The following is a 16,176-nucleotide window of genomic DNA, read 5'->3' as shown; positions in this document are numbered from 1 at the left end:
CAATGGCCATGCTGCTGATCTGCCCGCCTGCCACCGGTCAGCCGGTCCCTGCGGCCGATCCGCCCGCCGTGGTCCGCACCCTCTCCACCAGTGACGACCGCGTATCCATCCCCATCCACATCGATGGACGCGGCCCCTGGAACTTCATCGTCGATACCGGATCGCAGCGCACGGTCATCTCCCGTGATCTGGCCGATCGCCTCGCCCTGCCCGCCCGCCGCCACGTTACTATCGTCAGCATGGCGGGTCGCCAGGAAACGCGCACCGTCGCCGTTCCGCGGCTCGGCTATGGCGCGGAAACGGTTGATGGCATCGAAGCGCCCGTGCTGGAGGGTGACCATCTCGGCGCGGCTGGGCTGCTCGGGCTCGACAGCCTGCATGCCAAGCGCCTCCTGCTCAATTTCCGCACCGGCCGAATGGAAATCGGCGCCAGCCGTCCCTCATGGCGTGACCCCAATGCCATCATCGTCGAGGCACGGCGCCGCAAGGGGCAACTGATCCTGCTGCATTCCGACGCCAATGGGTTGAAGGTCAACATCATCCTCGACACCGGCACCCATCTGAGCGTCGGCAATCTTGCCCTGCGCGACAAGCTGATCCGCAAGAAACGCGCCCCGGCGATGAGCCAGATCAGCCTGATAAGTGTGACGGGCGAGACTTTGACCGGTCAGCTTGGGCAGATCGGCAGGATTCGCATGGGATCCATCGTTCTTACCAATCTGCCCGTCATGTTCGCCGATGCTCAGCCATTCAGCGAACTTGGCCTGCAGGACAAGCCCACTTTGCTGCTCGGCATACAGGCTCTCAGGATGTTCGATCGTGTCGCCATCGACTTTGGCCGGGGCAAGGTCGATTTCATGATGCCGGATGTCGGCGCGTCTGATCCACGGCGCCTGGCCGCCGCACTTCGCCAGGCCGGTTAACGCGGCGGGGGCCGCTGCCGTTCACGGCCCAGCACCTGATCGATCCACTGCTGATCCAGCCGAGGTGGCGTCGTGCGGGCAGGAGGCGCCTGATCAACGGACTGATCGTCCTGTTCGCCTTCATCCTCTCGCTGCTGCGGGTCCTGGCCGATCGGCAATCCATTTTCATCGACCATCATGCCCCCGCCCGTTCCATTATCGGGCGCGCCATAATAGGCCTCGTCGTCGGGCTCCAACTGCCATTCCGGCAGCGTCACCTGCGTCTCGAACTGCTCGACCGGGCGGCGCGACACGGCGACCTTCATATAGTCGGCAAAGGCATGAGCGGGTGCGCGGCCGCCCTGCAAAACACTCACCGGCCGCGCATCGTCCCTGCCCATCCAGACGCCCGTAGTGATGCCGCTGGAAAAGCCCAGGAACCAGCCATCCTTGTTGCTGCTTGTGGTGCCGGTCTTGCCCGCAACCGGTCGGCCGATCTGCGCCGCCTTGCCCGTGCCCGTACTCACCGCCGTCTGCATCAGGTCCGTCATCCCCGCCGCTACCCAGGGCGCGACAAGCACGCGGCTGGTATCATCCTGATGCTGGTAGAGCAGCCGCCCGTCCGCCGTCGTCACCTTGGTAATGCCATAGGGCGTCACCGCCACTCCCTTGCGCGCGATGGAGGCGAAGGCGCGCGTCATGTCGATCAGGCGCACGTCTGACGTGCCCAAGACCATCGAGGGATGCGTATTGATCGGCGTCGTCACGCCAAAGCGCCGCGCCATGTCCGCCACAGTCGGAAAGCCCACCTCGACGCCCAACTGCGCGGCAACCGTGTTGATGGAGTAAGCGAAGGCCGTACGGACATCGATGTCGCCGGAAAAGCGCCCGGAACTGTTGCGCGGGCTCCAACCGTTGATCGTCACCGGCTTGTCCGTGACGCCGGTATCAGGCGTATAGCCCGCCTCCAGCGCCGCCATATAGACGAAAATCTTCCAGGCCGAGCCCGGCTGTCGCGTGGCGGTCGTCGCCCGATTATAGTTGGACGTCACATAGTCGAGCCCGCCGACCATCGCCCGCACCGCGCCATCGCGATCGAGCGAGACCAGCGCGCCCTGCGCACCCCCCGGCACATTGGCCTGGATCGCCGCCGTCGCCGCCTTCTGCATGCCCAGATCGATGGTCGTATAGACTTCCAGCGGCTCATTGGGCTCGTCCACCAGCACATCAAGTTGCGGCAGTGCCCAGTCGGTGAAGTAGCGCACGCTGTTTTGCGGAGGCTCGGGCGCCATCTTGACGTCGTTCAAGTCGATGCTCGCCCGCTGCGCCGCGCTGATCGCACCATTTTCCTGCATCAGTTCCAGCACGACGCCCGCACGGCCGATCGCCGCTTCGGCATCGGCGGTGGGCGAATAGCTCGACGGCGCCTTCACCAGCCCCGCGATGATCGCCGCTTCCGGCAGGCTGAGCGCAGCGGCGGGGTGGCCAAAGAATTTGCGGCTGGCAGCGTCGATGCCATAGGCTCCGCCGCCGAAATATACCTTGTTGAGGTACAGCTCCAAAATCTGCCGCTTGGAGAATTTCCGCTCTAGCGCCAGCGCCAGGATCATTTCCCGTACCTTGCGGCCCCAGCTATAGCTGTTGTTGAGGAAGATGTTGCGCGTCACCTGCTGGGTGATGGTCGACGCGCCCTGCCAGCGGCGGCCCTTGCCACGATTCTCCAGCGCGACCCAGGTCGCGCGCGCCATGCCTATCGGATCGACGCCGGGATGCAGATAATAGCGCTTGTCCTCGGTCGAAATCATCGCATCGACCATCACCGTCGGGATCTGGTCATAGGCCATCCACCGGCCAAAGCTCGGCCCCAACGACACGATCACGCTGCCGTCGGCGGCATGGACGCGGATCATCTGTCCGTTGGGCGATGATTTCAGCGATTCATAATCGGGCAGCGACTGGTAGGCGATCACCACCGCCACGACGATCGCGAACAAAGCGCCCACCGTCGCGACCAGCCCGAACTTGATGCCCCGGATCAGCCACCGCTTCGCGCCTCCGGGCGTGTCCTTGCTCTTGCCTGCTCGTGCCATCTACATCGCCCGGATACGCGCTAAGGGATCAAGCCACCAGCGCAAAAGGGGCGCTGACAACCTTGTGATCTTGGTTCTCAAGAGAAGCGACGCTTTACCGGCGATGAATGATTATTCAACCTCGTCGCGCGGCTTGAAGTCCAGCGACGCACTGTTCATGCAATAGCGCAGGCCGTTGACGCCCGGACCATCGGGAAAGACATGGCCCAAATGTCCGTCGCACTTGGCGCAACGCACTTCAGTGCGGATCATGCCGTGGCTGCTGTCGCGAATCTCCTCCACCGCGTCGATATCGACCGGCGCGGTAAAGCTCGGCCAGCCAGAGCCGCTGTCATATTTTTCCTCGGCATCGAACAGTTCAGCTCCACAACCGGCGCAAAAATAGACGCCGTCGGCCTTGTTACTGTTATATTTGCCGGTAAAGGCCCGCTCCGTCCCCGCCTCTCGCAACACATGAAATTGTTCGGCAGAAAGGCGCTCGCGCCATTCGGCGTCAGTCAGGTTGAGCTTGTCCATGGCCGCAATATGGCGACGGCACTTCCTGCGATCAAGCGCTTAGGACGCGCTACTAGAGAGCCACGTTATTGGCGTTCGTACATCTTATAGTTTTTTCTACGATCATCCGCGACAGTGAGCAACGGGTATCGTTCAACCCAACGCTTGGAGGAGATACGCTCTTGATAGACTAACAATCTCTGCGTGGCGAAAACAGGTGTCGGTCTTAATTTCAGACCAAATAGGTCGCTCAGTCCGAATGGCGAGTTAACTTCAATCTCGTCATCTCCGCCGAAGCGAGCCGCGACGGCGGTGGCGGTTTCGGGCCAATGCCCCATAGCATCAGCTACCGATCGGTAAGGACCATCTCCGTTGCGAAGATGCATTCGCGCCTGATTTTTCACTGACCACGTCAAGCAAGGCATATGAGAGCGAAGCGCATGCTCGATGCAATGGTCGGTTTCCTCATCGGACGGGTCGGAGGCAAACCACACAACATCGACGTCTCCACAGGGCGGACGTATCCCATAACCGTGAAGATAATCCCATATGGCATCACGGACAAGGCCTGCCCCGATCCAACAGTCAGGAAGCCTCAAGGCAGCAACCGCCTTCAATGCTTGCCGCCTCAGCCTATCGCTATTCAAAACTGTCTTGAAAACAGCGATCTGATCCATAGCGGCCATTTTTGACGGTGGATGCAGGCTTTGCAAGCTGTCCGCCCTACCGCTCCCGCGCCGCCTGTCGCGCGATGGCGAGCAATTCGTGCCGTACCATCAGGTCGCCAAGGCCCCTGCCCGACCGGCTCGCTCGCTCTGCCTGCGCCAGCCGCTGGATCACGCGGGCGATGCCATGCGCATCCCACAGCCGCACCTGCCGGGTGACGACGCCCTTTTCCTTCCAGAACACCTGCTTGCCCGCCGCTTCGACGGCTCCTTCCAGCCGTCCGCTATCATCGAAGGAGGCGCGGATATTGGCGAGCAGCATCGCGCGGGTCAGTAGTGGCCGCAGCACCGCCGCCATCGCGGTCCCTGCCTCAGCCAGACGCCCCAGTTCCCGATGCATGGCGCGCAAATCGCCTCCCAGCACGGCGTTGACCAGTGGCGCCGCGTCCGAATCGGGATTGTCGGCCGACAGGGCGTCCAGCGCTTCCGCCGTCGCCTCGGCTGGCCGATCCGGCGCGGCGTCCAGATAGAGGATCAGCTTCTCAATCTCGCCGCCCATCAACGCGCGGTCGCCATTGGTCAGGTCCACGATCCGCTTCGCCAGCTCGGCAGGCAGGCGCAGTCCGCCGTCCCGCGCGATCGCGACGGCAATCTGCTCTGCCTCCCGCGCATCGGGCTGATAAGAGGCGAACGCCATGGCCAGCGGACTGTCGAGCGCCAGCTTCAACAGCTTGGACGTACCCTTCAGCGCCCCTGCGGTTGCGATCACCGGGTTGCCTGCCGCCAGCGCTTCGAACAACGCCGTCACTGCGGGCAGCGACTCCTCGCCCATGCCGTTGACGCGTATCCAGCGCCGGCCACCGAACATGGAAAAGGACGCCGCCTCGTCCGCCAGCCGGGCGGGATCGTCCCGCAAAGTCGGCCCATCCAGATCGACGCGCTCAGCCTCCGGCCCCATCGCCCGCTCAAGCCGCTTGCCCAGCGCCGCGCTGCCCGCCTCATCGGGTCCGTAGAGCAGGAAGAAACGGATATCGGCCGGGGGTGCGTCCAGCGCCTTTTCAATCTGGCCGCGATTGGCCTTCAACGCTTCTGGTCCCTCGCTGCAAACAGCGCCAGCCGGGAGACGATCTGGTCCGCAATCGTCTGCGACAGCCGTTCCAGCGCGGTATCTTCCGCCGCGATGGTCGCATATTCGCTGGACGTGACGTCGATGCCCGCGTCCGATCCCGCCGTATCGTCGATCACCTGCGCGCCGGTGGCGGCATCGATCAGCTGATAGCGCGCCCGCAGCGTCCGCCGTTCGCGCGTAATCGCCTGGTCAGCGCGCAAGCCAAAGCCGCTGATCTGGTCATCCAGCTTCACCACCAGCCTGTAACTTGGACCGGCGCCACTCATCGGGGACAGGCGGTCATTGAGCGCATTGCGGACCAGCCAGCCGCCCTTGCCCTCGATCGGCGCGACCTCGACATTGCCCAGCTTCTGCGCGACCGCGCCATGACTGCCGCCACTATAGACGGGACGCAGACCACAAGCGGAGAGGATGACGGTGGCAGCGAGCAGGGGCAAAATGCGCTTCATGGGACACTCTCTACCCGTTCGGGCTGAGCCTGTCGAAGCCCTGTTCTTCTTTTGAAGAAAAGAGAGCCCTTCGACAAGCTCAGGGCGAACGGTTCGTTGTTAAATGACTAGGTTGACCAGCCTGTCAGGCACCACGATCACCTTCTTCGGGGTCGCCCCGTCCAGCGTCCGCGCCACATTGGGCGCTGCCAGGGCGAGCCGTTCCAGCTCATCCTTGCTCGTCCCCTTGGGCACGGTGATGGTGTCGCGCAGCTTGCCCATAACCTGGCAGGCAATCGTCACCTCATCCTCGACCAGCAGCGCCGGATCGACCTGCGGCCAGGCTGCGTCGGCAATCAAGCCTTCCTCGCCCATATCGGCCCATGCTTCCTCGGCCAGATGCGGCGTCATCGGCGCGACCAGCAGGGCCAGCGCCCGGATTGCTGCGCCACGGCTGGCCGAAGGCTTTGCCTTTTCGACCGCATTGGTCAGCTCGTAAATCTTCGCCACCGCCTTGTTGAAGGACAGCGCCTCGATATCCTTGGCGATGCCGTCGATCGTCTGGTGCAGCTTACGGTCCAGCGCCTTGTCCTCACCCTCGGCCGCCTTGTCCGCCTCTCCAAACAGCCTCCACAGCCGGTTGATGAAGCGCCACGACCCTTCGATGCCGCTCTCCGTCCACGGCAGGTCGCGCTCAGGCGGACTGTCGGACAGCATGAACCAGCGCACCGCGTCCGCGCCATATTGGGCGATGATGTCATCGGGATCGACGACATTCTTCTTGGACTTGGACATTTTGATCACACGGCCAACTTCGACCGGCGATCCGTCCGTTACCAACGTAGCCCCATCGGCCGTTCTGCGAACTTCGTTAGGCGAATAAAACTCGTCGATCGTCAGCATTTCAGCCGCGTTACCAGCAGCATTCGTAACGTCTACAAGCTTGGTGCGGTAATAAGTCTCGTGCGTCACCATCCCCTGCGTGAACAGGCCCGTGAACGGCTCGGCAAAGCCCAGCTGCCCCATATGCTGAAGCGCCCGCGTCCAGAACCGCGCATAGAGCAGGTGCAGGATCGCATGCTCCACGCCGCCAATATATTGTCCCACCGGCAGCCACTTCTCGACCGTCTCACGATCGAAGGGCTTGTCCTTGGGCTGGCTGGCGAAGCGGATGAAATACCAGCTGGAGTCCGCAAAAGTATCCAGCGTGTCCGTTTCACGCCGCGCCGCCTTGCCGCATTTCGGGCAATCGACATGCTTCCATGTCGGGTGACGATCCAGCGGATTGCCCGGAATGTCGAAGCTGACATCCTCCGGCAGCACCACAGGCAGCTGGTCCTTGGGCACGCCCACGACCCCGCAATCCTCGCAATGGATCACCGGAATCGGCGTCCCCCAATAACGCTGGCGCGACACGCCCCAGTCGCGCAGGCGGAACACGGTGGTGCCGTTGCCCCAACCCTCACCCTCGGCGCGGCGGATGACTTCAGCCTTCGCGTCCTCGACGCTCATGCCGTTGAGGAAATCGGAGTTCACCATGCGACCCGGCCCGGCATAGGCTTCCTCGCCAATGCCCTTGTCCTCATCCCCCTCGGCCGCGACCACGCGTTCCACGGGCAGCATATATTTGCGCGCGAAGTCGAGGTCGCGCTGGTCATGCCCCGGCACGGCCATGACGGCGCCCGTGCCATATTCCATCAGCACGAAATTCGCGACGAACAGCGGCAGCTTGGCACCAGTAAAGGGATGGATCACCGACAGGCCGGTGTCATACCCCTTCTTTTCCTGCGTCTCGATCTCGGCGGCGGCGGTGCCGCTATGACGGCATTCTTCGGCAAAGGCAGCGAGCCCGGCGTCCTTCGCCTCCAGCGCCAGCGCCAGCGGATGGTCCGCCGCGATCGCCGCAAAGCTCGCACCGAAGATCGTGTCCGGCCGGGTGGAGAAAACGTCCAGATCGCTGATCCCGTTCACCGCCTGATCCAGCTTAAAGCTGAACTGCAAACCGACTGACTTGCCGATCCAGTTCTCCTGCATCAACCGGACCTTTTCGGGCCACTGATCCAGCGTCTTGAGGCCGCTCAGCAGATCGTCCGCAAATTGCGTGATCTTCAAAAACCACTGGCTGAGTTTTCGCTTCTCAACCGGCGCACCGGAGCGCCAGCCCTTGCCATCGATCACCTGCTCATTGGCCAGCACGGTCATATCGACCGGGTCCCAATTGACCGCCGATTCCTTGCGATAGACGAGCCCCGCCTCCATCATGTCCAAGAACAGCGCCTGCTCCTGCCCATAATAGTCCGGCTCGCAGGTCGCCAGCTCGCGGCTCCAATCCAGCGCGAAGCCCAGCTTTTTCAGCTGCGCCCGCATCGTCGCGATATTGGACCGCGTCCAGTCGCCCGGATGCACCTTCTTTTCCATCGCCGCATTTTCGGCGGGCATGCCGAACGCGTCCCAACCCATCGGATGCAGCACCTCATGCCCCGTCATCCGGCGGAACCGCGCCAGCACGTCACCCATCGAATAGTTGCGCACATGGCCGATATGAATGCGCCCGGATGGATAGGGGAACATCTCCAGCACGTAGCTACGCGGCTTGTCGCTGGTATCCGACGCCTTGAACGTCTGCTTCTCGTCCCAAACGGCCTGCCAGCGGGCATCGGCCTCAAGCGGGTTGAAGCGCCTTTGCATTTACTCACGTCCCCAAAATGCATGCGGGCTGAGCTCTTCCAAGCCCAGCCCCCGGTTGCTTAAGAAATTGGATGAAAGGAAGGGCTTAGCCTGCGATCGCCATGCGGCGCAGGTCACGCGCCTTGGTCAGGATGATCTCTTCCAGCTTCTGGACCGTGGCAGCCTGCACCGGCGCATCGACCCACTGTCCGCCCTGATTGACCTGACGGCTGGCCGCAACGCGCAGCGCATCGGCGCGCAGATCCTGGTCCAGGATCGACACCGTCAGCTTCATCCGTTCATTGGGCGAATTCGGATTGGCGTACCAGTCCGTCACGATCACGCCGCCGTTGGAATCCGTCTGCACCATCGGCATGAAGGACAGCGTGTCCAGCGTCGCCCGCCACAGATAGCTGTTGACGCCGATCGTCGTCACCTTGGACGCGGCCAGATCGGCCTTGGGACGTTCCTTGGCCCCGCCGCCGCATGCAGCGAGCGGCAAAAGCGCGGCCAGCAGCAGACCGGCGGAAACAGAAACGGGTAGGCGGCGGACCATCAGGGCATGTCCCATATTGAAGAAAAACGCCCCGCTTCTATAGAGAAGCCGTGGCAATGGGCAAGGGGGCCGTGGCAGCAGTTGCAACGCTTGGCCGCCAGCCGCGTTTTGGACTCTGTGTGTTCCGTGCAACAGCCCGGACAAAAAGGTCATGACGTACTACCCATCGCGGCCCGACGGGTGTACAAGTTTTGAAAATAAGTCGGTGGGGAAGAGATTCGCGTTATGCGCATGAATAGGGGATATTTGGCATTGGCAAGCGCGGCAGTTGCCGTCGCTGGCTTTATGCTGTCTCCCGCTATTGGCGCCGCGACCGATCTCGCCCGGCTACGCGCCGACGTGCCCGTGTCCCTTGGCGCTCTGGGCAGCATTTCCTCCTTCACGCCGACGACCAAGGACCCGCGCCTGGCTGCTGCCTATGCCCGGATCGCAGCGTCGGCTGGCCGTCAGAATTTCCGCTTCACACCCACCAGCGGCTCGCTCAGCGGGCAGCGGTCGGTGACGGTGATGGTCCGCGCCGCCGATCTCAACGATCGCGTTACGGTCAGCCGCACGATCGACCCGGTCGGCATCGCCCCCGTCGCCTTCAGCCTGAACAATGCGCATAACTGGCGCAAATTCGCCCTGCCCGAAGCTGTGGGCCGCAAGGAGCTGGACCCGGTTTCGATCGAGCAGATGGCTGGCGCAAAGAATTTCTCGCTGGATCAGGGAGCCAAGAACCGCTTCAGCACCAAGGTGATGATCGAAAGCCGCCGCGATCCGGGCACGGCTGTGCGCCCCAATGCGGACAAGGATTATTCGCTGGATCTCGCCAGCTCCTACTCGCTGACGCGCAACCTGAACGTTACTGCGGGCCTCCGCTACAACAACAGCGTGATCGGTCGGCTGACCCCCATGACCGACGAGCGGCAGGATAATCAGGCCGTCTATCTGGGCACCGTGTTCAAGTTCTGATCTTGAGAGCTGATACGCAGCTTCTGTAAATCGCTATCCGGGTTAAGGCCATTTGGTCCTTCGACCGTGACTGCTTCCACAGATAGCTATTGCCACTCCTTCGTCATCCCAGCGGACGCTGGGATCTTGTGAGGCTGGGCCGAGCGCCCGCACCATTTGCAGGATAATCTTTTGTGCCTGATTGCGGCCTGTCCGCTTCGCTGGCACGTTTGCTCAAATGACGTGGTGATGGGAGGTACAGCTTTGAGTGATATTGATCCTTATGCTGCTGGACGCTCTCTCCTTGGTGAAATGCACCGTTTGTCTATGCCCACCGCAATCGACCTCAAGGTCAATTTCGAGTTGGGTGGCGCCCGGCAGTTTGTCGCCATCCGGGGCACTGATACCGCTAACCCGCTGATTCTGTTCATTCATGGCGGCCCGGCATCAACTGAGCTTCCAATTGCCTGGACATACCAACGGCCGTGGGAGGATTTTTTCACGGTAGCCCAATGGGATCAGCGGGGCGCCGGTCTTTCCTTTCCGCTCAATGAGCCGGAGACGCTCGGCCCGACATTGACGTTTGAACGTTACTGCGACGATGCAATTGAACTCATCGAGCTACTCTGTGCTCGCTATGAGAAGCAGAAGGTCATCATCGTTGGCCACAGTTGGGGGTCTGCCGTCGGACTTGCCGTTTCAATAAAGCGACCAGATCTCGTCCACGCTTATGTCGGCGTGGCACAGGTGATAGATTTCCTGAAAAACGAGCGGGAAGGATACGCTTGGACTTTGTCCGAAGCGGCCAGAACCAAAAACGCCGACGCGTTATCAGAATTGAATGCAATTTCACCATATCCACAAGAACATGCCCTTGATCTCGAAAAAACCAGGGTCGAGCGGAAGTGGGTCCGCAGCTTTGGCGGCTTCGCTGCATACAGAGATGACACCAACTTTCACTCGCATTCCTTCCTGCTTTCGCCAGCGCACAGCATTGCTGACGGCCAAGCCATCGGGGCAGGCTTTTCGTTCACCATGCCTCGCATGTGGCCGCAATTAGCAACGATTAGCTTTTCGGGCGTGAAGCATATTAAGGTTCCCATCCTGCTCTTCCTCGGACGCCACGATCGGGTGAGTTTTCCCCACATCGCGGAACAATGGCTTGCAGACTTGGATGCCCCATTCAAGGAATTGGTGTGGTTCGAGCGGTCTGCTCATCTTCCAATGTTCGAAGAACCCGGCAAATTCTTGGCCGCGCTGGTGGAGCGCGTAGGCCCGCTAACCACGTAAGCTCGCGGTAGGGCACTCGCGAATGCATTCAGCCGACATCATCCCAGCACGCATCCCCCCCCCCCCGTCAAACCATCAATCGCCGCCCACCCCGAAGCACCCAGTCCTTTCAATATCCGCCGATGCCCCGCGCAAACGCCTCCCAAGGCAACGACCGGCATCCCCGCCCTATGCGCCAACGCCGCGAATCCCACCCGTCCCAGCACCCTTCCCCCCGGATGCGACCGCGTGGCAAAGAGCGGCGACAGGAAGATAAGATCCGCCCCCGCCCGCTCGGCTACCCGCAACTCCCGCGCATTGTGAACGGCCAAGCTGCGCAACAAAGGCCGTGCAGCCCACCCGGCGCCTCGCCCATGCCAGCCATCAGCACCCCAGGCCGCCGCCTCCCGCGCCGGTCCCGCCAACAGCAGCTTCAAGCGCCGCCGCCGTGCGATCTCCGCCACCCGATCAAACAGCGCCCGCCGTTCACGCGGCCCCGTGCGATAGTGCCGGAACAGGATTCCCCCCCGCCCCTTCGGCAACCGGGCGGCACTTGCCAGCAGCACCTCGGACGAAACGCGCTCGTCCGTCACCAGCCAGACAGAGGGCATATTTTTAGCGTAGCGGGCTCTCATCGCCCTCGCCTATAGCAGCGCCCATGACGACCGACAGCATCGAAGCCGCGAACCGCCTGAACGCCGTGCGTGAAACCATGGGCCGCGCCGCTCGCCTCACTGGCCGCACCGCCGATGACATCACCCTCATCGCTGTTTCCAAGACACAGGATGCTGCCGCCATTCAGCCGCTGATCGCTGCCGGGCAACGCGTCTTTGGCGAGAACCGAGTTCAGGAAGCGCAAACCAAATGGCCTGCCCTCCGTGCGGAAACGCCGGACATCGCCCTGCACCTCGTCGGCCAGCTTCAATCCAACAAGGCCGCCGACGCCGTCGCCCTGTTCGATGCCATCCATTCGCTGGACCGCCCTTCCCTGCTAACCGCGCTCGCCAAGGCGATGGACGCAGCGGGCAAGCAAGTCCCCTGTTTCATTCAGGTCAATATAGGCGCGGAAGAGCAGAAGGGCGGCTGCCCGATCCCGGAAACTCCGTCCCTGATCCGCGCCGCGCGCGATGCCGATGTTCCGGTCGCAGGCCTGATGTGCGTGCCCCCCGCCGATGTGGAGCCCGCCCCCTATTTCGCACTCCTCGCAAAGATCGCCCGCGATGAAGGTATCGATCAGCTGTCCATGGGCATGTCAGGCGATTTCGAAACGGCGATCATGCTGGGCGCGACCCACATCCGCGTGGGCACCGCCTTGTTCGGCGAAAGGCCCTCCCCCGCCCGCCCTGTTCCGGCGAGCGGGAGAGGCATGATCAGAAACTCCCGCGAAGCGTGATGCCGTAGGTGCGGGGTTCAGCCAGATAGGCCGAGATCAGCTGGTTCGCCATCGGCGCGCCAAGGGCGAACTGCCCAGTCGTTGAAGTCGCCGGGCTGCTCGATTGCAGCGGGCTGCTGAACGCCACTTGGGTATAGTCCTGGTTGAAGATATTCTGGCCCCAGAATTCCACCGCCCAGCGCTGCTGCGGCCCACGGATACCAACACGCGCGTTGAACACCGCATAGCCATCCTGCCGCTTTTCCGGAAACAGGTCCGACCCTGTGTTGAAGTCGCTCGTCATGCGCCCATCGACGTAGAATAGCGCCGACAGACCCGTAGAGCCGATCTCCGGCGTCCAGGACGCGCTGACGGTCGTCACTATTTCGGGCGCCTGACTGTTGATCGATCCGGGCAACAGGAACAGCGCCGGATCAAGCGGCACTGATCCATCGCCGCTGCCGACCAGCCGGTTCGCAAACTTCGCCCGCGCATAGGTCAACCCACCCGCCAGACGCACATTGCGCACCGGCGATGCCGCCAGTTCCAGCTCGACGCCCTGGCTGATCAACCCCGGCCCCACATCGCCGCTGTCGCAGGCGCCCGCTGACAGCGAACCGTCGCAGCCATTGATAGTCTGGACCACAAAGCTGGTGCCGTTGAAGGTGTTCAGCTGGAAATTCTTGAACTCCTGCCGGAACGCCGCGATGTTCACGCTCCACTTGGGCTGGGTATATTTCAGGCCCACTTCGAACGCGTCGACCTTCTCCGCGGCAAAGCGAAGGCTCGTCACATCGGCATTGCTGCGCGGTGAGAAGACGGCGGGAACCGGGTTGAGCCCGGTCGATCCCAACTGGAACCGATCAAGGTTGTAGCCCCCGGCCTTATAGCCCTTCGAATAGCTGCCATAGACCAGCATCTCGTCTACCGGCTTCCACGACAGCACCGCCGTCCCGGAAAATTCACCATCGCTGATCCGATCATTCAGGTTCAGCGCGTTGAGCCCGGTCGAACCGTTGCCAAGGCAACCCAGCGTCAGGATGCCGCCTGCCAGCGCCGCTGCCTGGCCAAGGGCTGGTGTGGTCGCCAGCGTGGGCAGGCTCGTCCCCTGCAATGCCGCGCAAATTGCGTTGTTATTGTCGAAATCGGCCGAAAAACGCTTGCTTTCATGCGTGTAACGCAGGCCCAGCGTCAGATCGATCTGCTTGGTGATGTGGATGATATTATGCGTGAAGAGCGCCCAATTCTCGCTCTTCTGACGGTAGACCGAAGCAACATCGCCGGTCCCTGCCGGAATGGCCGCGAGCGCGCGTAGCCCATTGCCCAACCCGGTGGAAATCGCCCCGGCCTGCCCTGCTCCGACCGCTGGTGTCAGCGCCGCATTCAGCTGCGCCTGCGTACCGGTGATCAGCGCCTGCGTCGCAAGGCCACTGCCGCACGCCGCCAATTGCTGCGCCGTCAGGTTGCTGTTGACCCCCGCCCCCGCCATCAGGCGGCACGCGGCAAAGCGGCCATAGTCCGCGCCGAAGACAATATTGTCCTCCAGCGTCAGCTTCTCATGCGCATAATAGCCGCCAACCAGCCAGTCGAGCACCTCGCCAAAGGAAGAACCCTGCGCCCGCAATTCCTGCGTGAAGGTGCGGAACTGACGATAGGTATTGGGATCGCGGTACAGCAGGTCCGCCCCGCTATAATCATAATCGCCATAATCCTGGCTCTTATAATTGCGATAGGCGGTGATGCTGGTCAGCTTCGTGCCGCCCAGATCATAATTGACCTCACCCGACAGCCCCCAATCCTTGACCTTGCTGACATAGTCGCGCCCGGGCGTGATCGTCAGTTCGCGGTCATAGGGATCGGCCGCGAACACGCTGCCCTGCCCCGCCAGGATCGCCGCGATGCGGTTGAACGGCGCGGTGCTGTATCCGCCCCCCGCGACCGGCTGCCGCTCACGCGTTTCGATATAGGCCGCGCCGCAGCAGCTCTCGTCGCGGTTGGTATAATCGCCGATCAAGCGGATCGACAGCGCGTCATTGGGCTCGAACAGCGCCTGTCCGCGCAGAAAATAGCGATCGCGATCGTTCGTATCGCCGACCTTGTCGCCGCTTGCATCCACAAGGTCATAAAAGCCATCGCGCTTCGACCACACGCCATCCAGGCTTAGCGCCAGCTTGTCGCTGACCGGCCCGGTGATGCGCCCAGCAAGCCGCCAATAATCATAATTGCCGTATGTGACCTCGGCCTTGCCACCCAGTTTGAATTCGGGCGACTTGCTGATGACATTGATCATACCCGCCGAAGCGTTGCGCCCGAACAGCGTACCCTGCGGCCCGCGCAGCACTTCAACCCGCTCGATCTCGCCAAGCTCGTTAAGCCCCGCACCCGTGCGGGAACGGTAGACGCCATCGATGAACAGCGCGACCGAGCTTTCAAGGCCCGGATTGTCACCGACCGTACCGATGCCGCGAATACGGGCGGACGCATTGGCTTCCGACCCCGTCGATGACACCAGCAGCGATGGCGCAAGTTGGTTGAGCGCGCGGATGTCGCTCGCGCCGCTATTCTGCATCGCCTGCGCTGATACGGCAGATACCGCGATGGGCACGTCGGACAAGGGGCTGGGGCGGCGCGTCGCGGTGACGATGATGATGCCTTCATCCTCTACCGCAGTGCCCTGTGGAGGAGCATCCTGCGCCTGCGCATGAGACATCGATCCGGCCAGCGCGATCATGCCAGCGGACAACAGCCAGAGATTCTTCTTGTTCATGAGACCCTTTCCTCTCCTGCGGCGCATGATTTTCCCATGTCGACTTCAGGAGTGCGATTATGCGGACACAGCAGGCCGAAGGCAAGGCAAGCCAGCCTTTCCAACCTTTTGCGCCCGGCGTTTGACCTTATTACAGGCCACTGTGGTTTAGCAGCAACAGCTTAACACCGCGTTTCCGTAGCGTGACTAGCCAAGCGGAAAGCGCAGCATTCTGTCCGCGACCGGCACCATCGCCATGGCGCCCGGACCCACCGCGCGGCGGATTTCACCATGGCTCGCATCCAGTCCCCCGGTCAGCGCACCCAGCGCTGGCAGGATCAACTTTGACGATGATCCCACGAAGCAGCGCCGCGATACCCTTCGGCCGCGCACCGACAGCCGCAATTTGGGGTGGAAATGCCCTGAAATCTCAGGTCGCGGATCAACCGGATCAGCCTCATGCCGAAGCCAGATGCCATCGACCTCGGCCTCCACCAGGCGCCGCCCGCCCGGCGTCGCATCCATGCCCGCATCGTGATTCCCGGTGATCCACAACCAGTCGAGCCGCGCCGTCAGCGCCTCCAGCCGCTCACGCGCCCTGGACGGCAGCCGCGTCGCCCCATCGGCATCGTGAAAGCTGTCACCCAGCGACCAGATGGCCTTTGCCCCCGTCCGCGCCACCAGCGCCTCGATCACGTCCAGCGTCGCCTGACTATCATGCGGCGGCAGGAACTGGCCGAACCGGCTGAACCAGCTCGCTTTCTCAAAATGCAGGTCCGCGACCAGCAACGCCGATCGCGCGGGCCAGAACAGCGCCGCTTCAGGCAAAGCCAGAAACTCGTGACCCGCGAACGAAAAGGGAACCATCGCCCGCCTATGCGCGCTCGCGCCCGCCCTTTCAAGAGGGCCGCGAAGTGGCTATGG

At 62.4% G+C, this 16,176-nt stretch carries 14 protein-coding genes; 4 read left to right on the top strand and 10 right to left on the bottom strand.

Going from position 1 to position 16,176, the window contains the following annotated elements; genetic code table 11:
• Window positions 1-2: 2 nt before the first annotated feature.
• The gene (locus ACZ5TB_RS11765; RefSeq protein ID WP_464792546.1) at window positions 3-923 is read left to right on the top strand and encodes a retroviral-like aspartic protease family protein; all 921 of its coding nucleotides are present in this window, start codon (window positions 3-5) and stop codon (window positions 921-923) included.
• Here ACZ5TB_RS11765 and ACZ5TB_RS11760 read toward each other — a convergent pair.
• From ACZ5TB_RS11760 to ACZ5TB_RS11730, 7 genes are all read right to left on the bottom strand, one after another.
• Window positions 920-2,992, bottom strand: coding sequence for a transglycosylase domain-containing protein (locus ACZ5TB_RS11760; protein ID WP_464791373.1), 2,073 nt, complete (start codon window positions 2,990-2,992; stop codon window positions 920-922). The genes ACZ5TB_RS11765 and ACZ5TB_RS11760 overlap by 4 nt on opposite strands.
• A 111-nt stretch (window positions 2,993-3,103) precedes the next feature.
• Window positions 3,104-3,508, bottom strand: coding sequence for a peptide-methionine (R)-S-oxide reductase MsrB (gene msrB, locus ACZ5TB_RS11755; RefSeq protein WP_464791372.1), 405 nt, complete (start codon window positions 3,506-3,508; stop codon window positions 3,104-3,106).
• A gap of 65 nt (window positions 3,509-3,573) precedes the next feature.
• Complete coding sequence (locus tag ACZ5TB_RS11750; RefSeq protein WP_464791371.1) at window positions 3,574-4,164, bottom strand: nucleotidyltransferase family protein; 591 nt, start codon at window positions 4,162-4,164, stop codon at window positions 3,574-3,576.
• 46 nt (window positions 4,165-4,210) lie between these two features.
• Window positions 4,211-5,236 carry a DNA polymerase III subunit delta gene (gene holA, locus ACZ5TB_RS11745; RefSeq protein ID WP_464791370.1) on the bottom strand — a complete coding sequence of 342 codons (1,026 nt, stop codon included), beginning with the start codon at window positions 5,234-5,236 and terminating at the stop codon, window positions 4,211-4,213.
• Window positions 5,233-5,730, bottom strand: coding sequence for an LPS assembly lipoprotein LptE (lptE, locus tag ACZ5TB_RS11740; protein WP_464791369.1), 498 nt, complete (start codon window positions 5,728-5,730; stop codon window positions 5,233-5,235). The genes holA and lptE overlap by 4 nt, the downstream gene beginning before the upstream one ends.
• Before the next feature lie 99 nt (window positions 5,731-5,829).
• Complete coding sequence (gene leuS / locus ACZ5TB_RS11735) at window positions 5,830-8,397, bottom strand: leucine--tRNA ligase (protein WP_464791368.1); 2,568 nt, start codon at window positions 8,395-8,397, stop codon at window positions 5,830-5,832.
• Between the two features lie 85 nt (window positions 8,398-8,482).
• The gene (locus ACZ5TB_RS11730; protein WP_464792545.1) at window positions 8,483-8,932 is read right to left on the bottom strand and encodes a DUF3576 domain-containing protein; all 450 of its coding nucleotides are present in this window, start codon (window positions 8,930-8,932) and stop codon (window positions 8,483-8,485) included.
• Between the two features lie 225 nt (window positions 8,933-9,157).
• On the opposite strand from ACZ5TB_RS11730, the gene ACZ5TB_RS11725 reads away from it, so the two are divergent.
• Window positions 9,158-9,886: a hypothetical protein gene (locus ACZ5TB_RS11725; protein WP_464791367.1), complete on the top strand. Its 729-nt coding sequence runs from the start codon at window positions 9,158-9,160 to the stop codon at window positions 9,884-9,886.
• A 156-nt stretch (window positions 9,887-10,042) separates the two neighbouring features.
• The gene (locus tag ACZ5TB_RS11720) at window positions 10,043-11,155 is read left to right on the top strand and encodes an alpha/beta fold hydrolase (RefSeq protein ID WP_464791366.1); all 1,113 of its coding nucleotides are present in this window, start codon (window positions 10,043-10,045) and stop codon (window positions 11,153-11,155) included.
• Window positions 11,156-11,193: 38 nt separating this feature from the next.
• Here the strand turns inward: ACZ5TB_RS11720 and ACZ5TB_RS11715 are convergent, their stop codons facing one another.
• Window positions 11,194-11,745 (bottom strand): thiamine phosphate synthase, encoded by a 552-nt coding sequence (locus tag ACZ5TB_RS11715; RefSeq protein ID WP_464791365.1) that lies wholly within the window; start codon window positions 11,743-11,745, stop codon window positions 11,194-11,196.
• Window positions 11,746-11,792: 47 nt separating this feature from the next.
• On the opposite strand from ACZ5TB_RS11715, the gene ACZ5TB_RS11710 reads away from it, so the two are divergent.
• Window positions 11,793-12,527 (top strand): YggS family pyridoxal phosphate-dependent enzyme, encoded by a 735-nt coding sequence (locus ACZ5TB_RS11710; protein WP_464791364.1) that lies wholly within the window; start codon window positions 11,793-11,795, stop codon window positions 12,525-12,527.
• Here ACZ5TB_RS11710 and ACZ5TB_RS11705 read toward each other — a convergent pair.
• Both ACZ5TB_RS11705 and pdeM read right to left on the bottom strand, forming a co-directional pair.
• Window positions 12,505-15,273 carry a TonB-dependent receptor gene (locus tag ACZ5TB_RS11705; RefSeq protein ID WP_464791363.1) on the bottom strand — a complete coding sequence of 923 codons (2,769 nt, stop codon included), beginning with the start codon at window positions 15,271-15,273 and terminating at the stop codon, window positions 12,505-12,507. The two genes, ACZ5TB_RS11710 and ACZ5TB_RS11705, sit on opposite strands and share 23 nt — an antisense overlap.
• 186 nt (window positions 15,274-15,459) lie before the next feature.
• Window positions 15,460-16,119: a ligase-associated DNA damage response endonuclease PdeM gene (gene pdeM / locus ACZ5TB_RS11700; protein ID WP_464791362.1), complete on the bottom strand. Its 660-nt coding sequence runs from the start codon at window positions 16,117-16,119 to the stop codon at window positions 15,460-15,462.
• Between the last annotated feature and the right edge of the window lie 57 nt (window positions 16,120-16,176).

It is taken from the genome of Sphingobium sp. TomTYG74, from assembly GCF_055393875.1.
Note: the sequence above shows the minus strand (reverse complement) of the source record. Positions and strands in the feature narration are given on the sequence as shown.

What these genes read in the sequence shown, in the direction of transcription:
- ACZ5TB_RS11765 (WP_464792546.1), top strand. Translation starts at nt 3, where the DNA reads ATGGCCATGCTGCTGATCTGCCCGCCTGCCACCGGTCAGCCGGTCCCT.
- ACZ5TB_RS11760 (WP_464791373.1), bottom strand. Translation starts at nt 2,992, where the DNA reads ATGGCACGAGCAGGCAAGAGCAAGGACACGCCCGGAGGCGCGAAGCGG.
- msrB (WP_464791372.1), bottom strand. Translation starts at nt 3,508, where the DNA reads ATGGACAAGCTCAACCTGACTGACGCCGAATGGCGCGAGCGCCTTTCT.
- ACZ5TB_RS11750 (WP_464791371.1), bottom strand. Translation starts at nt 4,164, where the DNA reads ATGGATCAGATCGCTGTTTTCAAGACAGTTTTGAATAGCGATAGGCTG.
- lptE (WP_464791369.1), bottom strand. Translation starts at nt 5,730, where the DNA reads ATGAAGCGCATTTTGCCCCTGCTCGCTGCCACCGTCATCCTCTCCGCT.
- leuS (WP_464791368.1), bottom strand. Translation starts at nt 8,397, where the DNA reads ATGCAAAGGCGCTTCAACCCGCTTGAGGCCGATGCCCGCTGGCAGGCC.
- ACZ5TB_RS11730 (WP_464792545.1), bottom strand. Translation starts at nt 8,932, where the DNA reads ATGGTCCGCCGCCTACCCGTTTCTGTTTCCGCCGGTCTGCTGCTGGCC.
- ACZ5TB_RS11725 (WP_464791367.1), top strand. Translation starts at nt 9,158, where the DNA reads ATGCGCATGAATAGGGGATATTTGGCATTGGCAAGCGCGGCAGTTGCC.
- ACZ5TB_RS11715 (WP_464791365.1), bottom strand. Translation starts at nt 11,745, where the DNA reads ATGCCCTCTGTCTGGCTGGTGACGGACGAGCGCGTTTCGTCCGAGGTG.
- ACZ5TB_RS11710 (WP_464791364.1), top strand. Translation starts at nt 11,793, where the DNA reads ATGACGACCGACAGCATCGAAGCCGCGAACCGCCTGAACGCCGTGCGT.
- ACZ5TB_RS11705 (WP_464791363.1), bottom strand. Translation starts at nt 15,273, where the DNA reads ATGAACAAGAAGAATCTCTGGCTGTTGTCCGCTGGCATGATCGCGCTG.
- pdeM (WP_464791362.1), bottom strand. Translation starts at nt 16,119, where the DNA reads ATGGTTCCCTTTTCGTTCGCGGGTCACGAGTTTCTGGCTTTGCCTGAA.